Annotated in this window: 17 protein-coding genes and 3 tRNA genes; 14 read left to right on the forward strand and 6 right to left on the reverse strand. The window is 54.1% G+C overall.

What is annotated here, in order from left to right; translation table 11 throughout:
* Positions 1–235: 235 nt before the first annotated feature.
* From CBE72_RS18590 to purM, 4 genes are all read right to left on the reverse strand, one after another.
* The gene (locus tag CBE72_RS18590) at positions 236–1,882 is read right to left on the reverse strand and encodes a M28 family metallopeptidase (protein WP_100145673.1); all 1,647 of its coding nucleotides are present in this window, start codon (positions 1,880–1,882) and stop codon (positions 236–238) included.
* A 131-nt stretch (positions 1,883–2,013) separates the two neighbouring features.
* A complete protein-coding gene (locus tag CBE72_RS18595) occupies positions 2,014–2,760 on the reverse strand; it encodes an HAD-IIA family hydrolase (protein ID WP_100145674.1) in 747 nt (248 codons plus the stop codon).
* A gap of 206 nt (positions 2,761–2,966) precedes the next feature.
* Positions 2,967–3,611 carry a phosphoribosylglycinamide formyltransferase gene (gene purN, locus CBE72_RS18600; protein ID WP_100145675.1) on the reverse strand — a complete coding sequence of 215 codons (645 nt, stop codon included), beginning with the start codon at positions 3,609–3,611 and terminating at the stop codon, positions 2,967–2,969.
* A complete protein-coding gene (gene purM, locus CBE72_RS18605; RefSeq protein ID WP_100145676.1) occupies positions 3,611–4,648 on the reverse strand; it encodes a phosphoribosylformylglycinamidine cyclo-ligase in 1,038 nt (345 codons plus the stop codon). Before purM ends, purN begins: the two co-directional genes overlap by 1 nt.
* A 260-nt stretch (positions 4,649–4,908) precedes the next feature.
* On the opposite strand from purM, the gene upp reads away from it, so the two are divergent.
* On the forward strand, positions 4,909–5,535 hold the full coding sequence (gene upp / locus CBE72_RS18610) for a uracil phosphoribosyltransferase (protein WP_100145677.1): 627 nt from the start codon (positions 4,909–4,911) through the stop codon (positions 5,533–5,535).
* Positions 5,536–5,937: 402 nt separating this feature from the next.
* Here the strand turns inward: upp and CBE72_RS18615 are convergent, their stop codons facing one another.
* Positions 5,938–6,345 (reverse strand): hypothetical protein, encoded by a 408-nt coding sequence (locus CBE72_RS18615; protein ID WP_100145678.1) that lies wholly within the window; start codon positions 6,343–6,345, stop codon positions 5,938–5,940.
* Between the two features lie 554 nt (positions 6,346–6,899).
* Here CBE72_RS18615 and CBE72_RS18620 point away from each other — a divergent pair.
* From CBE72_RS18620 to CBE72_RS18675, 12 genes are all read left to right on the forward strand, one after another.
* Positions 6,900–9,077, forward strand: coding sequence for a prolyl oligopeptidase family serine peptidase (locus tag CBE72_RS18620; protein WP_100145679.1), 2,178 nt, complete (start codon positions 6,900–6,902; stop codon positions 9,075–9,077).
* A 128-nt stretch (positions 9,078–9,205) separates the two neighbouring features.
* Entirely contained in the window at positions 9,206–9,607 is a 402-nt protein-coding gene (gene ybgC / locus CBE72_RS18625) for a tol-pal system-associated acyl-CoA thioesterase (protein WP_025011952.1), read from the forward strand.
* On the forward strand, positions 9,597–10,286 hold the full coding sequence (gene tolQ / locus CBE72_RS18630; protein ID WP_100145680.1) for a protein TolQ: 690 nt from the start codon (positions 9,597–9,599) through the stop codon (positions 10,284–10,286). The genes ybgC and tolQ overlap by 11 nt, the downstream gene beginning before the upstream one ends.
* Positions 10,283–10,720, forward strand: a complete 438-nt coding sequence (tolR, locus tag CBE72_RS18635) for a protein TolR (RefSeq protein ID WP_100145681.1) — start codon at positions 10,283–10,285, stop codon at positions 10,718–10,720. Before tolQ ends, tolR begins: the two co-directional genes overlap by 4 nt.
* Positions 10,721–11,680 carry a cell envelope integrity protein TolA gene (gene tolA, locus CBE72_RS18640; RefSeq protein ID WP_100145682.1) on the forward strand — a complete coding sequence of 320 codons (960 nt, stop codon included), beginning with the start codon at positions 10,721–10,723 and terminating at the stop codon, positions 11,678–11,680. It abuts the gene before it with no gap.
* 9 nt (positions 11,681–11,689) lie between these two features.
* Positions 11,690–13,015, forward strand: a complete 1,326-nt coding sequence (gene tolB / locus CBE72_RS18645) for a Tol-Pal system beta propeller repeat protein TolB (protein WP_100145683.1) — start codon at positions 11,690–11,692, stop codon at positions 13,013–13,015.
* Between the two features lie 24 nt (positions 13,016–13,039).
* On the forward strand, positions 13,040–13,579 hold the full coding sequence (gene pal, locus CBE72_RS18650) for a peptidoglycan-associated lipoprotein Pal (protein WP_100145684.1): 540 nt from the start codon (positions 13,040–13,042) through the stop codon (positions 13,577–13,579).
* 26 nt (positions 13,580–13,605) lie between these two features.
* A complete protein-coding gene (ybgF, locus tag CBE72_RS18655; protein ID WP_100145685.1) occupies positions 13,606–14,334 on the forward strand; it encodes a tol-pal system protein YbgF in 729 nt (242 codons plus the stop codon).
* Positions 14,335–14,471: 137 nt separating this feature from the next.
* Positions 14,472–14,547, forward strand: a tRNA-Lys gene (locus CBE72_RS18660).
* Positions 14,548–14,574: 27 nt separating this feature from the next.
* Positions 14,575–14,650: transfer RNA gene (locus CBE72_RS18665), tRNA-Lys, on the forward strand.
* Positions 14,651–14,669: 19 nt separating this feature from the next.
* Positions 14,670–14,745: transfer RNA gene (locus tag CBE72_RS18670), tRNA-Lys, on the forward strand.
* Positions 14,746–14,963: 218 nt separating this feature from the next.
* Entirely contained in the window at positions 14,964–16,133 is a 1,170-nt protein-coding gene (locus tag CBE72_RS18675) for a DcaP family trimeric outer membrane transporter (RefSeq protein WP_100145686.1), read from the forward strand.
* A gap of 444 nt (positions 16,134–16,577) precedes the next feature.
* Here the strand turns inward: CBE72_RS18675 and acs are convergent, their stop codons facing one another.
* Positions 16,578–18,530: an acetate--CoA ligase gene (acs, locus tag CBE72_RS18680; protein ID WP_100145687.1), complete on the reverse strand. Its 1,953-nt coding sequence runs from the start codon at positions 18,528–18,530 to the stop codon at positions 16,578–16,580.
* Positions 18,531–18,859: 329 nt separating this feature from the next.
* On the opposite strand from acs, the gene CBE72_RS18685 reads away from it, so the two are divergent.
* Positions 18,860–22,288, forward strand: a complete 3,429-nt coding sequence (locus tag CBE72_RS18685) for a hybrid sensor histidine kinase/response regulator (protein ID WP_100145688.1) — start codon at positions 18,860–18,862, stop codon at positions 22,286–22,288.
* The last annotated feature ends 45 nt before the right edge of the window (positions 22,289–22,333 follow it).

The raw sequence follows: 22,333 nt of genomic DNA on the forward strand, positions 1-22,333 counted from the left end.
AAATCATAAAAATGGTCTAATTTATAAATTTTAACCTGTTTGTTTGGTGGCTTTTTTGCAGGTTGAATAATTTAATCGCTTAATTGGTGAAAGATCTGCATTTTAGTCTGCTGTAACCGCGTGCAAATTGGCGCTTTCCCAAAGCCGCTGTTTTTATCGGCGATCGATTTATCGGCCCGGAAAACAACACAAAAAGGCGCCGGAGGCGCCTTGGGGGATAGGGAAATGCGTCTGGTTAAATCGCCGGAGTAACGCCGGTTTCTGGTCGCAGGCTGTGAAACTCTGTGCCCTTGAAATAACCCGGGCGGTCGGCCGAATCCGCCAAGCGTTCGGCGGCCTTGTAGTACACGGCGAGATCTTCCAGCGCGCCGGAGAGATCCCAGTTGGCATGATACTCATCGCAGAGGTTGTGATAGCAGCCCTTCATCTGTTGTTTCATCGCTGCTTTGTAGTCAGCGGTGGCCTGATCTACAGGTTCGCTGCCGCCACCGGCAAATACCGCAGGTACGCCATACTGGGCAAAACTGAAGTGATCCGAGCGGAAGAAACCGCCGGACTCGGGGTGTTTCTCTGCCGAGGCATAGCGGCCCTGGGTCTTGAGCGCGGCTTCCAGATAACGCTCCAGCTCAGACTTGCCTTTGCCCACTATGGTGAAGTCTTTGGTGCGGCCATAGATATTGGTGCTGTCGAGATTAATCACCCCTATGGTGTTTTCCAGTGGATAGGCGGGCTGGGCGGCATAGAAACGTGATCCCAGCAGACCTTGCTCTTCGCCTGTGGTGGCGATAAAAGTCAGCGAGCGCTTCAGGCGCTTGCCAGCCTTGGCGTCGGCGGCAAACTCACGGGCGATGGCCAGCATGCCGGCGATGCCGGAGGCGTTGTCCATGGCGCCATTGAACACCTTGTCGCCTTCGGCCGAACTGCTCATGCCCAGATGATCCCAGTGGCCGGTAAACAGAATATGCTCATTGGCGCGGCTGCTGCCCGGCAGAGTGGCAACCACATTGTAGCTGTCGCCATACTCGGCCTTGTTGTCGAAACCTATGCTGGCGGTTTGCCCCAGCGTCAGTTGCGTTGGGCCGAGGGCGGCGCGGCTGATGGCACTGTCCAGTTCAAGCCCGGCCTTGGCAAACACCTTTTTGGCGGCGTCCAGGGTTATCCAGCCTTCCACTGCCACTCGCTCATTGCCGGAGTCCGAGGCCAGATCCTGCTGTGGGCCGGTCCAGCTGTTTTCCACCACAGACCAGGGATAAGCGGCAGGAGCCGTATCGTGAATGATAATGGCGCCCAATGCGCCTTGACGGCTGGCTTCTTCATACTTGTAGGTCCAGCGACCGTAATAGGTCATCGCCTTGCCGTTGAATTTACCGAGATCCGGACGGGCAAAGCCGGGGTCATTTACCAGAATAAGGGCGATTTTGCCCTTCATGTCCAGGCCTTGGTAGTCATTCCAGTCGTATTCGGGGGCGTTGATACCGTAACCGACAAACACCAGCGGCGCGTTGGTGATATCGACGCGTTTGACATCATGGCGACTGCTGAGCACCAGATCCTGGGGATATTGAAAATCGATACCGGCTAACTGTATTGCCTGGGTTTCACTGGCGGTATAGCTCACCATGGGCACTTTTTGCAAAAAGCTGCCATTGACACCGGGCTCAAGCCCCATATCGGCAAAGGCCTGGCTGAGATAGTCCAGAGTCAGCTGTTCGCCGCGGGTTGTCGGCGCCCGGCCTTCAAACTCATCCGAAGCCAGGGTTTGGATGTCCTGGCGAAACTCTTGTTCATTGAAACTGACAACGCGGATGGGGTCGTCGGCAGTATTGGTCTGGCTACAGGCACTCAAGAGTGCCAGGGTACATAGGGGGATCATCAAGCGCATAACGGATCCTGTTGTTGCTTTTATTGTCAGGTATGAAGTGGCAACGGCTTTGCCTTTGCCTGTGCGCTATCATGGACGAAAAAACGCCCCCGGCACAAGCGGAGGCGGTAAAAGGAATGTTACCAATGGTTTCAGATCACGTCGATGTCGGCGGCGCAGGCAAACACATGGTTGGGACGGAAGGGCTCTTTCTCTATGTCTTCCAGCTTGCTGACCCCACTGGTGACCAGTATGGTTTCCAGTCCGGCCTGAAAACCGGCCAGAATATCGGTGCGCATGTTATCGCCGATAATCACGGTATTTTCGGAATGACCATCTATGTGGTTCAGGGCCGAGCGGATGATCCAACTGCTGGGTTTACCCACGTAGAAGGGCCTGCGACCGCTTATTCTCTCTATAGGCGCGCAGAGAGCGCCACAGGCGGGGCTATAAGCCGGGCCATGGGTATCCGGGTTGGTGGCAATAAAACGGGCGCCATCGGCAACAAAACGGGCGGCTTTATGGATCATGTCCCAGTTGTAGGAGCGAGTTTCGCCGACGATAACAAAGTCGGGGTTGATATCGGTAATGGTAAAGCCAGCCTTGTAAAGTTCGTGGGTGAGGGCGCCTTCACCTATGACAAAGGCCTTGCTGCCTTCTTGGTGCCTGAGAAAGTCGGCGGTCGCCATGGCCGAGGTATAGAAACACTCTTCGGGAATATGCAGCCCGGCGGCACCGAGGCGGTTTTGCAGATCTTTGCCCGTCTGCACCGGATAGTTGGTCAAGATGACCAAGGGGTTTCCCTGTTCCAGCACCCGGGCGATAAACTTGTCACTGCCGGGGATTAATTTGTTGTCGTGCATCAGCACGCCGTCTATGTCGCAGATAATACTCTTCATGCGCGTCTCGTTCTGTCCTGATAACTGCCCCTATCTAACGCCATTGGTCATAAAATTACAATTGGCCGCGGTAAAAAGCCGGTAACGGAGCGTCATATCCGGGTAAATTAGGCGGAGAGGTAAGCTTGCGCCATAGCTGTAATAGCCATTGTTGTAATAAAAAAAGGAGCCGTATGGCTCCTTTTCGCTTTAAGTTTACTCAGAGATCAGTCCGGGGCGTAGCCGTTGGGGCCGATGGCTTCATCGTCGAGCCAAGCTTTACCATCGACCATTTTCAACCGGCCCTGACAGAACCAGCGCACCACTATTGGGTAGATGGCGTGTTCCTGCTCGTGCACTCTGGCCGCCAGAGTTGCCACTGTGTCATCGGCAAACACTGGGACTTTGGCCTGCAAAATCACCGGGCCACTGTCCAGAGCCTGGGTAACAAAATGGACGCTGGCGCCATGCTCGCTGTCACCGGCTTCGATGGCGCGCTTGTGGGTATCCAATCCAGGATACTTGGGCAGCAGTGACGGGTGGATATTGAGCATCTTGCCCTGGTAACGGCTGACCAGCTCATCACTGAGAATACGCATAAAGCCGGCCAATACGATGAGATCGGGCTGATATCTGTCGATAGCCGCCTGCAGTCTGGCATCGTATTGGGCGCGGGACTCCTCTTTGCGGGCGATGACGCAACTGGTGTCTATTTCGGCATGATGGGCCCGGATCAGACCATAGGCATCGGCCTTGTTGCTGATCACTCCGACCACGCGCCCGGGCATCTTGCTATCACAGCTGTCGATAACAGCCTGCAAATTACTGCCATTGCCCGAAATCATTACCAATATGCGACAACTCTCCTGCATTAAAGGATCTCCACTTGCTCTTCTTGTTGATTACGATTGGCGATAGTGCCTATCTGCCAGGCGTTTTCACCTTTGGCATTGAGTAGCTCAATGGCGGCGGCGGCTTCGGCCTGAGGCAGGGCAACTATCATACCGACACCACAGTTAAAGGTGCGGTACATTTCATGTTCTGTGATATTACCGGCTTGCTTGAGCCAGTTGAATACGCTGGGCCACTGCCAGGACTCGCCCTGGATAACGGCCTTGGCGCCTTCGGGCAGTACCCTTGGAATGTTTTCCCAGAAACCGCCGCCTGTGATGTGTACCATGGCGTGAACCGGGTGTTTTTCCAGCAGTTCCAGCAAAGGTTTGACATAGATGCGGGTTGGTTCCAGCAGGTGATCGATAAGCGGCTTGCCGTCCAGATCTTGCTGTGGGTCGGCCTGACTGACTTCCAGGACTTTACGGATCAGTGAGTAACCGTTGGAGTGAGGACCACTGGAGCCCAGGGCTATCAGTGCATCACCGGCCTGTACCTTGCTACCGTCGATGATGGCTTCTTTTTCTACCACACCGACACAAAAACCGGCCAGATCATAGTCAGCGCCTTCGTACATGCCGGGCATTTCGGCGGTTTCACCACCGATCAGGGCACAACCGGATTGGAAGCAACCTTCGCCGATACCTGTGACCACGTCGGTCGCCACATTGACGTCCAGCTTGCCGGTAGCATAGTAGTCGAGGAAAAACAGCGGCTCGGCGCCTTGAACCAGCAGGTCGTTGACACACATGGCCACCAGGTCGATACCGACAGTGTCATGCTTTTTGAAGTCAATGGCCAGGCGTAGTTTGGTGCCCACACCATCGGTACCGGAAACCAGCACAGGGTGCTTGTATTTGGTTGGCAGTTCACACAGGGCGCCAAAACCACCCAGGTTGCCCATGACTTCAGGACGGTGAGTGCGTTTGACTACGGACTTGATGTTATTGACGAGTGCGTTGCCTGCATCGATATCGACACCGGCGTCTTTATAGCTCAGTGGGGTAGGGGTACTCACTTGATCCTCTCGGGTACATCGTTATGGATTTTATGCGGCGCTATTCTAGCAGTTTGCCGGGGGGCTCGAAAGCCAAGATTGCACTTTATTCATAGGGATATAAGTCACGATTTACCAGATTTATAAAACTTTCTGTTTTACCGCTGGAACAAATCAACTAAAATCTCACAAATTTGCCCAAATCCGGCTGGTTTGTGCTCTGCACGCCTGGAGCTGCCAGTCTGATTGCTCGTCCCGCCCGCAAGATCAGGAGAAAAAGAATGAAAGTTGTCGAGGTTAAACACCCGCTGGTACGCCACAAAATTGGTTTGATGCGTGAAGCTGAGATCAGCACCAAACGTTTTCGTGAGCTCGCCGCTGAGGTTGGCAGCCTGTTAACCTACGAGGCAACCGCAGGTTTGGAAACCGAAACTGTGACCATTGACGGCTGGAATGGTCCGGTTGAAGTGGAACAGATCAAAGGCAAGAAAGTGACAGTAGTGCCTATCCTGCGTGCTGGTCTTGGCATGATGGACGGCGTACTGGAGAACATTCCCAGTGCCCGCATTTCTGTCGTCGGTGTTTATCGTGACGAAGAAACTCTGGAGCCAGTGCCTTATTTCGAGAAGCTCGCCAGCGATATGGAAGAGCGTTTGGCATTGGTAGTTGACCCCATGCTGGCCACAGGTGGCTCCATGATTTGCACCATAGACTTGCTGAAAAAGCGTGGCTGTAAGCATATCAAGGCGTTGGTGTTGGTTGCGGCTCCTGAGGGCCTTAAGGCGCTGGAAGAGGCACATCCCGATATCGAACTCTATACAGCGTCTGTCGATCAGTGCCTGAACGATAAGGGTTATATCCTGCCTGGTTTGGGCGATGCTGGTGACAAGATTTTCGGTACCAAGTAAGCTTTTGCCGCTGAGCAAACAAGACAAGAAAAGGCGCCTTAAGGCGCCTTTTGACTTGATGTCGGAGCGTACTTAGGCTCAGCTATATCTCCCAACAACCCCCCCAGTAAACCCAAGTAAATGAGTTCTCACGATAGACACCCTCCCAATATCTCTGAGATAAATGGCTTGATTTTGCCATCAAGCCTTTTAGCCCCCTCAAGGCGATCTTTGGCGAGGATGTGCCAGGGCTTTAGCCCCGCCCCTCTGCTAGGATGTCCCGCTTTTAAGCGTGCCGATTCAGGGTTGATGGAATCCACAGATATCTAATGTATAGATGCTTAATGTATAGGTGCCTATGCACAGAGATCAGGACGAACGAGGTTAACTATCTCAGTTTCACAAGCTTTGGGCGAACAAGGTTTAAAGGTGAGCTTTGGGTCGCTGCTTGATACCTTGCCACAGCAGCAAGCCGCCGAGCAGCAGCACCAAAATAACCACGGGCCCACCAACCGCATAATCGTTTAAGGCGATCATCGGCGGCAACTGGGCCGTGTCTTGGTATGATGCATCGGACACAACGATCAGAAGCGCCAAACCTGCTGCCGCCAACAAGGTGATACCGCTGGAACGGCGCCAGTTACGGTGACGGTTGAGAAAACCGGCGAGGGTGAGGCTGACAGCCGCCAGCAAGGCGCCGAAGATAACCATAAAGTATTTTGCCGGTTGTTGCTCCGGCAGGCTCTGGAAGGCACCAAAAATACAGATATAAGCTGAAAAAGCACCGACCAGCAGTAACAGGTAAGCAAACAATATACGCAGCAGTGACATACGGGTCCTTGTTGTCTTTGGGAAAGGGGGCGATTAAAACATAAAAAAAAAGCCCACTTGAAACAAGCGGGCCGCAAAAATTAAATCATTGCAATCAACAAATTGAAGGAAGGAAGTCAAGCATAAGAACCAGGGAAAACTGCCATGAAAACTACACAACAGTTTTGAAGTTCTTGGTTTTCATATTTACCGGGGTAAATACTTCCTGAAAACGAGGCACATTTTAGTGACAGAATGTGTCAGCAACAAGCGAGAAAAACTACGTCATGAGATAAGTAAAACTAATGACACAAAGGTGATGTAGGTCACTTAAATGCACTTATAGCCCGTGTTTCGCTTCTTTACTCAATGTGGCTGCATAAATCTGCAATTTATATAATTAATCCTTGTTGCCGTTTTATTAACATTTGTCATTGTTCAATCCTTGCACAGATTGCAATTTGACGATTGTGTCGGTTTTTTTTGCTTGTATAGTACTTTGCAAGTCGCTGCGTTTGCATTTTTTGCTAAAACGCCGCTGTACGCCTCTTTATTTAGTCGGACAGGAAGTTTCCATGATACTAACTACAAAATTAGCTCGCCCTATGCTGTTGGCGGTTGGTCTGAGCCTGGCGCTCGGCGCTTGCCAAAGTGCTGATAATTCTGAGGGCCAGAATGCGCTGGCTGCCGTTAAGTCCCAGTATCCGGCGACTCGCGCCGAAGTACTGGTTGAAAACATTCACGGTGTTCAGGTTGCCGATCCTTATCGTCACTTGGAAGAAAGCACCCCGGAAACCGAAGCCTGGGTCAAGGCGCAACAGGTTTTTGGACAGGAGTATCTGTCGGCAATCCCCAACAAGCAGGCGGTAGTCGACAGGATCACCACCCTGTGGAACTACGAAAAAATCTCTGCACCCTTTGAAAAGGGTGACAATACCTTCTATTACCGCAACGACGGCCTGCAGGCCCAGTCAGTGCTCTATGTCAAAGACAAGCAGGGTAATGAGAAGGTGTTGCTGGATCCCAACGCTTTCTCCGACAAGGGCACAGTTGCCCTGTCAGGAGTGTCAGTGAGTGACGATGGCAAGGTGCTGGCTTATGGTGTCTCCGAGTCCGGTTCCGACTGGCAACAGTGGCAGTTTATGGATATTGCCAGCGGCAAACTGCTCAGCGACAAGCTGGAGTGGATTAAGTTCTCCTCTGCCGTGTGGGATCACGCCAACGAAGGCGTATTCTATGCTCGTTATGATGCCCCTGCCGGCGGTGACAAGATGGCCGATGTCAACTTCAACCAAAAGGTTTACTACCACAAGCTGGGCACAGATCAGAGCCAGGACAAGCTGGTTTATGAAAGACCGCAAAACAAGGACTGGGGCTTTGGTATCGGTGTCTCTGAAGACGGTGACTATCTGTTGCTGTCTATCTCCCAGGGAACCGACAGCCGCAACCGCTTCTTCTATAAGTCACTCAAAGATCCAAAAGCGGAAGTGGTCGAGCTGATTTCCGAGTTGGAAGCCGAGTACAGCTTTATCGGCAACGACAAGTCAGTGTTCTACTTCAAGACAGATCTCGATGCCCCCAACGGCAAAGTGATTGCGATAGATTTGCGCCGTCCGGCCAAAAAAGACTGGAAGACAGTGATCCCTGAGACAAAGGATCCTATCGCCAGTGTCGGTATCATCAATGATCACCTGGTGGTGAGCTCACTGCATGACGTGCTGGGACAGCTGTCCATCTACTCCATGGGCGGCGTCAAGCGCCAGGACGTGACTCTGCCGGGTAAAGGCAAGATTGCCGGCCCATACGGCAAACGCAGCAAAGACTACTTCTATTACACCTTCAACAGCTATGTGCAGCCGCAGACCACCTATAAGTTTGACTTCAAGACAGGTGAGTCCGAGCTGTACCAGAGCCCTAAAATCGCCTTTAATCCGGATGATTATGTATCCGAGCAGGTGTTCTACACCAGCAAGGACGGTACCAAGGTGCCGATGATGCTGTCCTACAAGAAAGGGCTGAAGAAAGACGGCACCAACCCGACACTCCTGTACGCCTACGGTGGTTTTGCCATCTCCATGACCCCAAGGTTCAGCCCGGCCAATATCGCCTGGTTGGATATGGGCGGCATCTATGCTGTGCCCAGCCTGCGTGGCGGCGCCGAATATGGTGAGAGCTGGCACCAGGCAGGTATGTTCGACAAGAAGCAAAATGTGTTTGACGACTATTTTGCCGCTGCCGAATACCTGCTGGACCAGGGCTATACCAACAAGAGCAAGCTTGGCGCCTATGGCCGCAGTAATGGTGGTTTGTTGATGGGCGCCGCCGTGACCCAAAGACCGGATCTGTTTGCCGCCGTGCTGCCCGCCGTTGGGGTACTGGATATGCTCAGATTCCACAAGTTCACCATAGGCTGGGCCTGGACCAGTGAATACGGCAGTGCCGACAATGCCGAGCAGTTCCCGGCGTTGCTGGCTTACTCGCCATATCACAACGTCAAGTCTCAGGCTTATCCTGCGACCATGGTGATGACGGCCGATCACGACGACAGGGTGGTGCCGCTGCACAGCTTCAAGTTTGCCGCCATGATGCAGGCCAAGCAGCAGGGTGATCAGCCGGTTATCATGCGTATCGAGTCCAATGCCGGTCACGGCGCAGGTAAACCCACGGCGATGAAGATAGATGAAGCGGCGGATATCTTCACCTTCCTGTGGCACAACTTTGGCTTGACTCTGCCGAGCAAAATCGACGGTTAAGCTTAAGTTAAGCCTTAAAAAAATAAACTGGGGCCTACGGGCCCCTTTGCTTTTTCCGCCATTCACAAGCGGATTGTGGATAAGGTATAGTAGGCCTCACTTTTGGCGCATTAAAAGCAAGTGGAAGCATGTTTCGTTGGCCTATCACTGTCTATTATGAAGACACAGACGCGGGTGGGGTGGTTTACCATTCCAACTATTTGAAATTCTTTGAAAGAGCCCGAAGTGAGTGGCTCAGATCTATGTCGGTGAGCCAAACCGCCCTGTTGCAGCAGGATATCGCCTTTGTGGTACGCCACGCCGAGCTGGATTTCTGCAAGGCGGCGCGATTTGAGCAGAACCTTTGGGTGGAAACCCGTGTCTCAGAAGTGAAGCGGGCATCTTTGGTGTTTGAACAGCGCCTGGTAGATGCCGAGGGTGAGTGTTATTGCGCGGCCAGCATTTTGGTTGCCTGTATTTCACTCGAGCGCATGCGGCCACTGGCCATTCCCCAACACATATTGCAGGAGTTTAAAAAAGGTGGAAGCTGAGATTTCGTTTATTGGATTGTTCATGCAGGCCAGTCTGTTGGTAAAACTGGTGATGCTCACCTTATTGTCTCTGTCTATCGCGTCCTGGGCTGTGATTATCCAGAGGCGCAAACTCCTGAATGCGGCCAGGCATAATGCCGAACGCTTCGAACAGAAGTTTTGGTCCGGTGTGGATCTCAATCGTTTGTATCAGGAACTGTCGGCGCGCCAGGACAGTAACTCAGGGCTGGAAGCCATGTTTGTTTCCGGGTTTAAGGAATATGCCCGCCTGTCGAAACTGAACGGCCGGGTGCCTGAGGCCATTATGGATGGCAGCTATCGCGCCATGCGGATCTCCCTCTCCAAAGAGTTGGATAAGCTGGAAACCCATCTGCCACTCTTGGCAACCATAGGCTCCACCAGTCCCTATATCGGCTTGTTTGGGACAGTTTGGGGGATCATGAACTCCTTTATCGCCTTGGGCGCGGTGGAAAATGCCACCCTGGCCATGGTGGCCCCGGGGATTGCCGAAGCGCTTATTGCTACCGCCATGGGCCTGTTCGCCGCGATTCCTGCGGTTATCGCCTATAACAGATTCTCCACTCAGGTGGAAAAGGTTGAGACTTCCTACGCCAACTTTATGGAAGAGTTCTCCGGCATATTGCACCGTCAGGCATACAGCGATAAGGAAGCGGTATGATTCAGGGATATCAGCGCAAGCGGCGTCGCCCCGTCGCTGAAATCAATGTGGTGCCCTATATCGACGTGATGTTGGTGCTGCTGATCATCTTTATGGTGACGGCGCCGATTGTGACTCAGGGGGTGAAAGTGGACTTGCCTCAGGGCGAGGCCGAGCCGCTGCCCGCCGACAGCAAGCCGCCTGTGGTGGCCTCTATTAATGCCGAGGGTGAGTATTTTCTCGACTTGGGTGGCTCACCCAATAATGAAGTGCTGGATCTGGAAGAGATCAGCACCCGGGTCAGCGCCATCATCCAAATGGAGCCGGATCGCCCCGTGGTGGTTAAGGGCGATCGCGCCATTCCCTACGAGCGGGTAATTCAACTTATGGTATCGCTGCAACATGCCGGCGTACCTTCGGTCGGTTTGATGACAGATTCGCCAGAGGAGAAGTAAGTGGCTGGGAAATCTGATTTTACTGTCCCCTTTATCATCTCAGCTGTGCTGCATGTAGGGGTTATTGCGATTCTGGCCATGGGCGTGGACTTTCATGACAAGCCTAAGCCGCAGCCCACCCAGGCGCAGTCTGCGCCTGTGCAGGCCGTGGTGGTCGATCAGCAGAAAGTGGATGACTATGTCCAGAAGCTGAAACAGGACAAGGCCGCCGCCGAGCGCCGTGAGCGCGAGCGGCAGCAGGAGCTAGACCGCCAGGCCAATGAGGCCAGAAAGGCCCGCGAGCAGGAGCAGGAACGGATCCGCAAGCTGGAAGCCGAGCGCAAGCAAAAAGAACTGGAGACCCAGAAAGCCGCCGAAGCTGCCAAGGCTGCCAAGCTGAAAGAGCAGCAGGAGAAAGAAAAGGCCCAGAAGGCGGAAGCCGAGCGTAAGGCCAAGGAGCAACAGCGTAAAGAAGCCGAAGAGGCTGCCTTGAAGGCCGAGCAGAAACGCAAGGCTGAAGAAGCCGCCGCCAAGAAGGCGGAAGAGGAGCGCAAACGCAAAGAGGCTGAGCGTAAGGCCAAAGAGGAAGCCGAGCGTAAACGTAAGGCCGAGGAAGAGGCCCGTCGCCGTCAGGAGCAGGAGTTGGCCGAGGCGCTGGCCGCCGAGCAAGCCGCCTTGTCAGCGACCCGCAATCGTCAGGTCATGAGTGAAGTCGACCGTTACCGGGCGATGATCACCGCCACTATTCAGCGCAATCTGGTAGTGGACGAGTCCATGCGCGGCAGAGTCTGTAAGGTCAAGGTGCGTCTGGCCAAAGACGGCTTTGTCACCAACAGCCAGATCATCGAAGGGGATCCTGTGGTATGTCGCGCCGCCAAGGCTGCCATCAACAAGGCCGGGCGTTTGCCGGTTTCCCAGGAGCCTGATGTGTATCAGCTGATGAAAGAGATTAATTTAGAAGTTAGACCGGAATTCAACTAAGGGAGCCCCATGAAACGAATTGCCAAGAGTCTTATCTGTTTGCTGGCCGTGCTGGTGCTGCCGGCCAAGGCGGCGCTGGATATAGTGATCACCGAAGGGGTGGACGCCGCGCGTCCCATCGCCGTGGTGCCTTTTGTTTGGCAGGGCGCCGGGCCTGCGCCAGAGTCGATTTCGGATGTGGTGATGTCTGATTTGACCCGCAGCGGTACCTTCAAGCCTCTGGATGAATTGTCACTGGGTCAACGCGCCATCAGCAAGATAGACGAGTTCAATGCCGCCGCCTGGAAAAATGTTTCTGCCGAAGCCGTGGTAATGGGTTATGTGAAACCTTATGGCGCCGGTAAGTATCTGGTGAGCTTTGACCTGGTGGACTTGGTCAAGGCGCAGATGCAGACTGGTGGTCCTCAGTCCCGCAGCGAGCTATTGCTAGATAGCCGCGAAACCGTTATCAGCGAAGCGCAGTTCCGCCAGTATGGCCACAGGATCAGCGACATAGTCTATGAAAAGCTGACCGGGAACCGCGGCGCCTTTTTGACCCGTATCGCCTATGTGGTGGTCAATCGCGAGGAAAAGAACCCCTACCGTCTGATGATTGCCGACTACGACGGCTACAACGAACAGATGTTGCTGCGCTCGCCCGAGCCTTTGATGTCTCCTGCCTGGTCTCCGGACGGGCGTAAGCTGGCCTATGTCAGCTTCGAGAACAAAAAGGCTGAAGTGTTTGTTCAGGATATCTATAGTCAGAGTCGCACCAAGGTCACCAGTTTCCCCGGTATCAACGGCTCGCCGAGCTTTTCGCCCGATGGGACTAAGCTGGCGGTGACGCTGTCCCGAGATGGCCAACCTGAGGTCTACGTGGTGGATATAGCGACAGGTGCGCTCAAGCGGATCACCAATCACTATGCCATTGATACTGAAGCCACTTGGTTCCCCGATGGCAAGTCGTTGCTGTTCACCTCAGAGCGGGGTGGCAGGCCCCAGCTATATCAGGTAGAGTTGGCCTCAGGCAAGGTGACCCGCCTGACATTCGAAGGCGAGTGGAACCTGGGGGGAACTGTGACCCCTGATGGCCGCAGTATGATTTTCGTCAACAGAACCAACGGTAAATATAATATTGCCCGTATGGATCTGCAGACGCGTTTTATGCAGGTTTTGACTTCAACCCGGCTCGATGAATCACCCAGTGTTGCCCCTAACGGCACCATGGTGATTTATGGCACTACCTATAACGGCAAGCAGGTGCTGGCAGCAGTATCTGTCGATGGCCGTTTCAAGGCGCGGTTGCCCGTGGGGCAGGGTGAAGTGAAATCACCCGCTTGGTCACCGTTTCTATAACTTATATTTCAGAAGGATAACATGATGGATCTCAACAAGTTGTTTAAGGCAATCGTAATCGCGGCGCCATTACTGGCTCTGGGTGCCTGTAGCTCAACTTCAGAATCAGAAACGGACGCCAGCGGTTCGACAACTTCCGGCAGTGAGTACGGCAATGCTGCCGGCGGCGTGGAAATCGGGGGCGCCAACCCTGTGCTGAGCCCTGAAGAGCAGCAGCGCCTCAAGTTCCAGGAACTGCGTAAAGAACACATCATCTACTTTGATTTTGACCGCAGTGAAGTGCAGACAGAGTTCGCCGAAATTCTGGAAGCCCACGGTACATATCTGGTTGAACACCCTAACGTACGTGTGTTGATTGAAGGTCACGCTGATGAGCGTGGTACGCCGGAGTACAACATCGCTCTGGGTGAGCGCCGCGCCAAGGCCGTTGCCAAGTACCTGCAGGGTATGGGCGTACTGCCAAGTCAGATGAGCATTGTTAGCTATGGTGAAGAGAAGCCTCTGGACATGAACCATACCGACGAGAGCTTTGCCAAGAACCGCCGCGCTGTACTGGTGTACTGATCCCGGCGACAGAAGGACACTAAAGAATGAAGAAAGCCGTTATCATCGCGGCCATGCTTCTGGGAACTGGGGCCGCTTATGCGGCCCCAGCGCCCGTTGAAGATATTGGTGGCGGTTCCAGCGAAGATCGTATCGCCCGCCTTGAGCGGATCATCAAGGCTCGTCAGCAAGCTGAGTTTGATACCATGCGCAGAATGGATACTCTGCAACAAGAGGTGCTGGAGCTCAGAGGCCTGACCGAACAGCAAAACTATCAGATCAACCAGATGTTGCAGCGTCAGCGCCAGCTCTATGACGAAATCGCCAACCTGCAAAGTAAGCCAGCGGCGCCTGCCGTTAGCCAGACTCCATCCAATCTGGTGGCCAGCTCCTCTTTGTCCGAGACCGACAGCTATCAAAGAGCGGTCGATCTGGTACTGAAAGAGCGTCAGTACGACGCTGCAATCCCTGCATTTCGCGACTTTATCAAGCAGTATCCCAACTCGGGCTTTGCCGATAACGCCAACTATTGGCTCGGGCAACTGCTCTATAATAAGAATGAATTTACCGAAGCTAAAACCGCTTTTACCAATGTGGTCGATAACTTCAAGGAATCGGGTAAGCGGGCCGACAGCCTGGTTAAACTTGGGCTGATTGCCGAGAAAACCGGTGATAAAACGGCGGCAAAGAACTACTATCAGCAAGTGGTGAAACAGTACGCAAACAGCGCTGCAGCAAGGATTGCACAGCAGCAACTGGCGGCAATTAAACCATGATTTAACTAAAAAACATCCGCCCAGTTTGTTTTTCATGCAAACGACAAAAAATCGGGAATTTACACTTGCATGAGAATCACAAAGCGGTATTATAGGCGCCCTCAGCACGGCACAGCCTGCTGGGGCGAAACTTGAATGGGTCGTTAGCTCAGTCGGTAGAGCAGTTGGCTTTTAACCAATTGGTCGAAGGTTCGAATCCTTCACGACCCACCAACTTCATGTTTCGTAAACCTTTTTAGTGGGTCGTTAGCTCAGTCGGTAGAGCAGTTGGCTTTTAACCAATTGGTCGAAGGTTCGAATCCTTCACGACCCACCACTGAATGCTCCATCTGTATGGGTCGTTAGCTCAGTCGGTAGAGCAGTTGGCTTTTAACCAATTGGTCGAAGGTTCGAATCCTTCACGACCCACCATCCAGAATATCCTCTATAACATCTTAAGTTCGATATTTCCAAACTACGCAGATAATCAGGCTAATTTAGCTAAAGCTTTTCTACTTTTGTCTTATAGACCTATTGCCAATGTTTCAATTCTGTTAAACATCGGATAGTGCTTCTTGCTAGCTCAATCTGTTTCGGCTGTTGTGCGCTTTGTCGAATGGATTGGCATAACAACAGGGAGACAATCCAAGATGAAACAAGCAAGACTCACCGGGGTGTGCGCTGCAACCCTTCTGGCACTGGGCGGTTTGGGGACGGCTCAGGCATCGGCACTGGACAAGACTGACGTGCAGTTTGGCGGCTATCTTAAGGCCGATATCATGTTCAGTGATTACAGCAATGGTGCGCCCGACTCCAACAATATTTCACGCCAGTTTTATGTGCCGGGTGCCATCTATGGTGTCGATGGCAACGGCAATCAGGTTGCTGACTTCCAGGCTCGGGAAACCCGTTTTAATTTCAAGACGGTAACAGATCTCGATGGTCATACGCTCACCGGTTTTATCGAGCTGGACTTTATGACTCACGCCGATGGTGATGAGCGGGTATCCAACAGCTATTCACCGCGCATTCGTCATGCCTTTATCAGCTATGACAACTGGACCATAGGCCAGACCTGGACCACCTTTATGAATCCGGGAGCCTTGCCGGAAAACCTCGACTTTGTCGGCGCCACCGAAGGTACTCCCTTTGCCCGTCAGGCGCAGCTGAGATACAGCAATGGTGGCTTTCAAATCGCCATCGAAAACCCGGAAACCACTATTACTCCCTATGGCGGTGGCAGCCGGATCACCAGTGGTAATGGGGTGATGCCGGATCTTATCGCCCGTTATAACTTTAAGACCTCGGGTGGCGCCAGTTTCTCTGTAATGGGGATGCTGAGGCAACTTGAACTGGAGACTCGTATCGCCAATCAGGATATAGACAGCACTGAGCTCGGCTATGGCGCCAGCGTGGCCGGGATCATTCCTGTGGGCCGTGATGATATCCGTTTCACCGCCACCTATGGCGAAGGCCTGGGCCGCTATGTGGCGCTGAACTTTGCCAATGGCGCGGTACTGGATAACAATAACGATCTGCAGGCGATAGAATCCTACTCAGGCTTTGTGTCTTATCGTCACTGGTGGAACGAGCAGTGGCGCTCAAGCTTTACCTTGTCCGCTTTCAGCGCTGATAACGATGTGTCTCTGACCGGAGGCAGCGCCAACAAGGAATCCTATTCAGGTTATATCAACCTGCTTTACTCGCCGGTGAAGGCTCTGACCTTTGGGGTAGAGTATATGTACGCCAAGAACGAGCGGGAAAATGGCACAGATGGGGAACTCAACCGGGTCATTTTCTCGGCTAAATACGTGCTCTAACCCTTGTTGCGACCGGGAGCTGTGACTCCCTACTTATGATCCCTATTTATACTCTTAGCCAAGCCACCTCAGGGTGGCTTGCTTTATTCGGTGGCCTAAATATCCAGGCAATGGTGAAATCGGCCTTAAAAGTTTAGGGGCTGTAATATGGTTTTCCTTTATTGCCAAATCCCGCCCTCGGGGGTCATCAACGCCATAAGTGAGCTATGACCGATTTCGTTGCTGATTATTGCGTCTAGCTTGCCAAACACTAATTCGCTATTCATGCCATTGATAACATGTGAAAAGTCATTCTTCACATGTTAATGCTTCGGGTGCAACAGGAGAGATAATTGAAATGTAGGAGCGGCTTACATAGGTGAACCGTTTAAGCCGCCCTTGGGGGATCCAAGCTGAAAGTAAAAAAATGCCCCTCCAGGAGGGGCAATAGGAGGAAGTAAGCTTTTACTCTGTACGGTTGAGTCGCGACTCAATCAGAGTATCAATCACGGCTGGGTCGGCCAGGGTTGATGCATCTCCAAGGTTGGTAATCTCGTTGGCGGCAATCTTACGCAGGAAGCGGCGCATGATCTTGCCGGAGCGGGTCTTGGGCAGGCCACCGGCAAACTGGATAAGATCCGGGGTCGCCAGGGCGCCAATCTCTTTGCGCACCCATTGTCTCAGCTGTTGCCTCAGCTCTTCGGTGGCTTCTATGCCCTTGGTCAGTGTGACATAGGCGTAGATCCCCTGGCCCTTGATGTCATGGGGATAACCCACAACTGCGGCCTCGGCCACCAGATCGTGCGCCACCAGTGCGCTTTCAATCTCAGCTGTGCCCAGACGGTGACCGGAGACGTTAATCACGTCATCGACCCGGCCGGTGATCCAGTAGTAGCCATCTTCATCACGGCGGGCACCGTCACCGGTGAAATACATGCCGCGGAAGGTTTTGAAGTAGGTCAGGGCAAAGCGCTCATGATCACCGTAAACCGTGCGCATCTGTCCCGGCCAGGAATCCAGCATCACCAGGTTGCCCTCGGTAGCGCCTTCCAGAATATTGCCCATGTTGTCTACCAGCGCAGGTTGCACCCCGAAGAAGGGACGGGTGGCCGAGCCAGGCTTGGTGTCTGTGGCACCGGGCAGCGGGCTGATAAGAATGCCGCCGGTTTCGGTTTGCCACCAGGTATCGACAATCGGGCAATGCTCATGACCTATGACCTCGTGATACCAGCGCCAGGCCTCAGGGTTGATGGGTTCGCCCACAGAGCCCATGATCCGCAACGAGCTGCCGTTAAACTGGTCAAACTGCTCCTTGCCTTCGGCCATCAGGGCGCGGATAAGCGTGGGGGCCGTGTAGAGTATGTTGACCTGATGGCGGTCAATCATCTCGCCCAGGCGGGCAGGGCTTGGGTAGTTGGGCACACCTTCGTGAATAAGCACTGTGGCACCATTGGCCAGCGGGCCGTAAATCATATAGCTGTGGCCGGTGATCCAGCCCACATCTGCGGTGCACCAGTAGACTTCGCCCTGCTTGTAGTCGAACACATATTCGTGGGTCATGGAGGCGTACACCATGTAGCCGCCCGTGGTGTGCAGCACCCCCTTGGGGTTACCGGTGGAGCCTGAGGTGTAGAGCAGGAACAAGGGATCCTCGGCGCCCATCTCTTCCACTTCGCAATACTCGGAAGCGGTTTCGGTCAGCGATTCCCACCAGACATCACGGCCTTCGACCCAGTTGATATCATTGCCGGTGCGTTTAAGCACTATCACCTTCTCAACCGTGGTGACATCCGCATGGGAGAGCGCCTCGTCGATATTGCGCTTGAGCGGAATAGCCCGGCCGCCGCGCAGACCTTCGTCTGCGGTCAAAATGACTTTGGAGCGGCCATCTATGATGCGTGAAGCGATGGAATCCGGGGAAAAACCACCGAATACCACGGAATGTACGGCGCCGATGCGGGCACAGGCCAGCATGGCGATGGCAGCTTCCGGCACCATGGGCATATACATGGTGACCACGTCACCGCGGCGCACGCCCTGGCTCTTGAGGGCGTTGGCAAATTTGCACACTTCTGTGTGCAGCTGGCTGTAGCTCAGGGTGCGTTGATCTTTGGCATCATCGCCTTCCCAGATGATGGCGGTCTGATCGCCCAGTTTCTCCAGATGGCGGTCGAGGCAGTTGGCCGAGGCATTCAGCGTGCCGTCGTAGAACCAGTTGATCGACAAATTGTGATCGTCAAATGAGGTTTTCTTGACCTTGGTATAGGGCTTGATCCAGTCAATACGCTTGCCATGTTCACGCCAGAAACCTTCGGGGTTAACCACGGACTCCTGGTACATTTTCTTATATTTTTCATCATTTACCAGTGCATTGGCCGCAATCGCCGCGGGCACTTTATAAAGAGACTGAGTACTCATTGGGCTTCCCCTTGTTTTTATCATACGTGAGCCAAAGTATGGGTTGCTTGGCAGTGCTGTCTCTATTAGACATTGGTCTAGTGATGAAAAAATGTTATTTATTAATCGGTTATTGCGTTTAAAACGCACAGCTTGAAGTGCTTGAGCCGGCGTGGTTTTGTTAAGGTTTGCGCGGGTTTAAATCGGTATCCAATACAGGTTTTTGCCCCCACAATGGGCGCCGCATAAGATGCAAATCGCCGCAGCGGTTCATCAAAACCCTTGGCTGGTGTAATCTAGCCGGGATAACAACAGTCGCCGACGGATACGGCGACAATAAAGAGAACCCTATGAATCTGACCCTTTTTGTGGCGGTGATCGCCGTCTGTTATGTCTGTTTGCTGTTCCTGCTTGCCTGGGGCGCGGAGCGTTGGTTCAGTGGTGTCACCCGCAGGTTGCAGAAATGGATCTACGCCCTCAGCCTGGCGGTGTATTGCTCTTCCTGGAGTTTTCTCGGTACGGTTGGCCAGTCGGCCAATGATTTTTGGTCCTATCTGCATATCTTTATCGGCCCCATCATTATTTTTACCCTGGGCTTTGGCATGCTGCGCAAAATGGTGGTGGTGTCCAAGGCGCAAAATATCACCTCGGTGGCCGACTTTATCGCCGCCCGCTACGGCAAGTCGCAGCCGCTGGCGGTGATCATCACACTCATTGCCCTGTTCGGCATCATGCCCTATATCGCGTTGCAGCTGAAAGCCATGGTATTCAGCCTAAGCCTGTTCCAAAGCCCGGATGATCCGCTTGATGGCGCCAAAGTCGCGCTTATCATCGCCGTGCTGCTGGCCATCTTTGCCATCCTCTTCGGCACCCGCAAACTGGATGCCACAGAGCATAACCCGGGGATGATGCTGGCTATCGCCTTTGAATCTTTGGTGAAACTGGCCGCCTTTGTGTTGGTGGGCGGCATAGTGGTCTTCGGGGTATTTGGCGGCTTTGGCGACCTCTGGAGCCAGGCCAGCGCCAAGGGGGTAATAGTCAATCCCAATCTAAGGCTCGAAGCGCTGATGCCCGAGCTTATAGTCGGCATGGCGGCTTTTCTCTGTATGCCGCGCCAGTTCCACGTCATGGTGGTCGAGGCCGAAGGCGAGCAGACTCTGTCCAAGGCGCGCTGGTTGTTCCCTCTCTATATTGGCCTGTTCGGCCTGTTTGTCGGGCCGCTGGCCCTGGCGGGCAAGGTGCTGCTCGGCGACAGTGTCTCTGCCGATACCTATGTGATCAATCTGCCGCTGGCGCTGGACGCACCTTGGCTGGCGATAGTGGCGCTGCTGGGAACCCTCTCGGCCGCCACCGGCATGGTGATAGTGGCAGTGGTGACCATCAGCGTGATGATAAGTAACGAGTGGCTGGTGCCGGTACTCTTGCGTACCGGGCAGATCCGTCGCAAGAACTTTAGCCAGTTTTCCCAGCAACTGCTCTATGCCAGACGTCTCTCCATCGCGCTGATCCTGGCTTTCGGGTATTTCAGTTACCTGAGCTTTGAGAGCAGTGATTCTTTGTCCAACCTGGGCATGCTGTCTTTCGGCGCCTTTGCCCAGTTGGCACCGGCCTTGGTGGGCGGGCTCTACTGGAAACACGGCAATCGCGCCGGGGTGTTTCTCGGCATGGCGGCGGGCTTCGGTCTATGGGGCTTTTTGCTGCTCAAGGGCTCGGGCGCTTGGGAAGGCGTGCTGGCAGGTCAATTTGAACTGTTAAAGGCGCTTAAGCCCAATGTCAACGATACCCTGCTGGCACTCGGCGCCAACCTGATTGGCTATATCGGCGGCTCTATCTGGCTGCGCGCCGGCTTGGTTGAGCGTATTCAGGCCAGCGCCTTTGTCACCCCGGGTGAACTCAAAAACACAGGCAATCGCAAGACGGGCCCCATCAGCCAGCAGGACTTGCTTATCCTGGCCAGCCGCTTTGTCAGCCCGACCCGGGCCTATGAGAGTTTCTCGCGCTTTTCTGCCGATGCGGTGCGCAGCGACAGCTGGCACAAGACGGCACCGCCCGAGCTTATTGCCCATACCGAGCACATGCTGGCCGGGGTGCTGGGGGCTTCCAGCGCCTCTTTGGTGATGGACTCAGTGCTGCAGGGGCGGGATCTGGCCCTCGATGAAGTCTTCAGCTTGGTGGATGAGGCCTCGTCGAAGATTATTCTCAGTCAGGACATGCTGCGCGCCGCCATAGAACACGCCTACGAGGGCATGAGCGTGGTGGACAAAGATCTCAACCTGGTGGCCTGGAACTACCGCTATGCAGAGCTTTACGACTATCCGGAAGATTTTCTGCAACCGGGCATGCCCATCAGCGAGGTGATACGTTTCAATGCCTCCCGCGGCTACTGCGGCCCGGGGGATGTGAACGAGCATGTCGAGCGCCGGGTACAGCATATGCGTAACGGCACCGCCCACAGCTCAGAGCGGCGCAGGCGCGATGGCAAGGTGATCAAAATTCAGGGCAATCCCATGCCGGACGGCGGCTTTGTGATGACCTTTACCGACATTACCCAATATCGTGAGCAGCAACAGGCGCTGGAGCAGGTCAACGAGACCCTGGAGGCCAGAGTCAAGGAGCGCACCTATGAGCTGGCGCTGCTCAACAGCAAGCTGCTCGAAGCCAAGGCCCAGGAGGAGATGGCCAACGCTTCCAAGAGCCGTTTCCTGGCGGCGGTGGGGCATGACTTAATGCAGCCGCTCAATGCGGCCCGGTTGTTTACCGCCTCTTTGAGTCAGTATCCCGGGCTTGACAGGGAAGGGCGGCTGACCCTCTCCCATGTCAACAGCTCACTGAAAACCGCCGGTGAACTGCTGACCGATCTGTTGGATATCTCCAAGCTGGATTCCGGCATGGTGGAGGTAAAACGGCGCGACTTTGCCATCTCCGAAGTGCTCAACGCCCTGGCGGTGGAGTTTGAGGCCATGGCCAAAGACTGCCAGATCCGCTTTGCCATGATGCCCTGCAGCCTGACGGTCAATTCAGACCCGTCACTGCTGCGGCGGGTGCTGCAGAACTTTCTCACCAACGCCTATCGCTATGCCAAGGGCGGGCGGGTGCTGATGGGCTGTCGCCGCCGCGGCAGCGAGCTTGAGGTGCAAGTGCTGGATACCGGTTGCGGCATCGAAGCCGGGCAGCTTAGGGAGATATTTCACGAGTTTAAGCGTCTGGATAACCCCCATTCCAACAGTGTCAACGGCCTGGGGCTTGGGCTGGCGATAGCCGACAGAATAAGCAAGGTGTTGGAGCATGATATCCGCGTCTCTTCGGTGCAGGGCAAGGGCTCTGTATTTGCCATTCGGGTGCCGCTTGGGGCCACTGTCAGCGTGCCGCAACCCAAGGCCATCTCTTCTGTGTTGCAGCCGCTCGCCGGGGTCAAGGTGCTGTGTATCGACAACGAAGAGGCTATCCTCGCCGGGCTCGAAAGCCTGTTGAGCCGCTGGCAGTGCGAGGTGATCTGCGCCCGGGATCTGAGTGATGCCAGGATCAAGCTGGGGCTCAAAGGGGTGGCGCCGGACATCATGCTGGCAGATTATCATCTGGATAAGGGCCAAAACGGCGTCGATGCCATGGATGAGCTCAGGGCGTTGTATGGGCAACATCTGCCCGGCATTTTGATCACCGCCAACACCCGCAAGGATCTGGTGGAGGATGTCGAGCGCCGCGGTTACCACTATATGGCCAAGATGATTAAACCGGCGGCGCTCAGGGCTTTGATCTCAAGCCTGGTGAAGAAGGCGTAATTCAAAAGCTCAGTGAAATAGCCTATGGAAACAGGACCTGATTTA

Origin of the sequence: Shewanella carassii, assembly GCF_002777975.1 — a bacterium.
Taxonomy (GTDB): Bacteria; Pseudomonadota; Gammaproteobacteria; order Enterobacterales; family Shewanellaceae; genus Shewanella; species Shewanella carassii.